1 protein-coding gene and 1 pseudogene are annotated in these 2105 nt (G+C 47.6%); one reads left to right on the top strand and one right to left on the bottom strand.

The window, feature by feature from the left end; genetic code table 11:
- Positions 1–254 precede the first annotated feature (254 nt).
- Positions 255–1375, top strand: a pseudogene (locus AAKU64_RS22395) (IS3 family transposase); the annotation flags it as partial.
- A gap of 124 nt (positions 1376–1499) precedes the next feature.
- Here AAKU64_RS22395 and AAKU64_RS22390 read toward each other — a convergent pair.
- A partial coding sequence (locus tag AAKU64_RS22390; protein WP_354363085.1) for a tyrosine-type recombinase/integrase occupies positions 1500–2105 on the bottom strand: 606 nt, incomplete at its 5' end.

The raw sequence follows: 2105 nt of genomic DNA, 5'->3' as shown, positions 1-2105 counted from the left end.
TGACAAATAAATAAGTTATTATTTTAATACTTAATTATTTATTTGTCTATCGTTTGTTGGTGTAATTTTTTTAGGGCGGCTAGGTAGGACGCCATCCAGGTAATAAATGGCGTCCTACTCTCCAACTTAATCAACAAGTCAAACACAAACTGACTCATTGGTGACGTTAAACCGATTGCGTGTCAAACAGCGTTCAAGAATGTGGCAGTCATTGATCTGTGAACCAGGATAATAATTTCACAAGAAATTGCTCAAAAGTAGCCGTATGCAAGCCGACGTTGTATCACTGGAAGAATCAATTACTTGGTCGTGAGGCCCCCACATCCATGAAAGCACCTATCGATTCAGAACGAGTTCCGGACAAGGCAAAACTGACAAACCTACAAAAGCAAGTCGATTCGCGTCAACGGGACATCCGGCGATTACAACTGGAACATGATCTATTAAAGAAGGTCAATGAACTGTTAAAAAAGGACTGGGCATCGCCCCGCAGCGCCTGAGTAACAGGGAGAAGACACTGCTGGTTGACGCCCTAAAGCACACTTATGCGCTCTCGGAGCTATTTGCAGAACTTGGCCTACCTCGTAGCGCCACCTTTTATCATCGGGTCCAACTGAGGGGCGCTGACAAGTATGCTGATGTGCGTGTTGCCATCACCGACATCTTCCAGAGCAATCACCAGCGTTACGGTTACAGGCGAATGCGTGCATCACTTGGCCTGCGCCAGATGTTTATCTCTGAGAAAGTCGTACAACGTTTGATTAAGCAGGAACATTGGGGCGTCACCGCTAACAGAAGGCGTCGGTATGGATCTTAACTGGGAGAAATCAGTCCAGCGCCAGAGAATCTCATCAACCGGGACTTCCAGGCTGCTACCCCAAATGAGAAATGGCTGACCGATATCACGGAGTTCCAGATCCCGGCTGGGAAAGTGTATCGATCGCCCATGATCGATTGCTTTGATGGCTTGGTTATCAGTTGGACTATCTGCACCCGTCCGGATGCCAATCTGGTGAACACGATGTTAGATGCAGCCATCGAGCGGGTAGCCAACGGCGGAGACCGGCCTGTCGTTCACTCTGGTCGTGGTGCCCACTATCGCTGGCCTGGTTGGATCTCACGGATACACAACGCAAAGCTGATTCGTTCGATGTCGCGCAAAGGATGCTCACCTGACAATGCCGCCTGTGAGGGCTTCTTCGGACGGCTGAAGACTGAAATGTTCTATCCGCGCGATTGGCGTTCGACCACAATTGCACAATTCATTGAAGCGCTTGATACCTATATTCGCTGGTACAACGAAAAACGTATTAAGATGTCTCTTGGTTATCTCAGCCCGATCGAATACCGAGAGCGCCTAGGTTTAACAACGTAAATCAGTCCAATAAAATATCCGCCCCCCGTACCAGTGCGCCGGTTAACATAAATTTGTTGTCATGAGGTTTCACAACTGCCACAACCAATTTCCGGTATTTTTGTGGTCGGTTGAGCGTGCTGAACTAGATCGTTCCAGAACGTAACGGGATAACTTCAGCACCAACGCGCAGTTTGTCTAAATAATCTGCCCAACGTTGCATCATCTCCCGTCTTGCTGGTAAATGTGCAGTACGATTATAGGCGCGGCCATTTGGATCTTTAACTGCATGTGCTAACTGATGTTCAATTAGATCAACGCGCTCTCCTAGCACCTCATCCATGATAGTGCGTGCCATTGCTCGAAACCCGTGCCCTGTCATTACTTCCTTGCTGTAACCCATACTACGCAATGCGGCATTGATAGTGTTCTCACTCATGGAGCGTTCACTGGTGCGAATGCTGGGAAATACAAACTTACCATGACCAGTAATACGGTGTAATTCACGCAATATTGCTAACGACTGTAATGATAATGGCACCATGTGCTGGGTTTTCATTTTCATTTTTTCGGCGGGTATGCGCCATTCCGCAGCATCAAGATCAAATTCCACCCATTCTGCCGCACGGAGTTCCCCAGGTCGTACAAATAACAAGGGAGGTTCTTGCAAAACGAAACACCGGAGAGTAATTTTATTGCGAGAAGCGCAAAATAGATGAGAAAGGAGCGGCCATTTCTGGCAAGATGAAAG

This window comes from Undibacterium sp. GrIS 1.8 (assembly GCF_040544445.1).
GTDB lineage: Bacteria > Pseudomonadota > Gammaproteobacteria > Burkholderiales > Burkholderiaceae_D > Undibacterium.
Note: the sequence above shows the minus strand (reverse complement) of the source record. Positions and strands in the feature narration are given on the sequence as shown.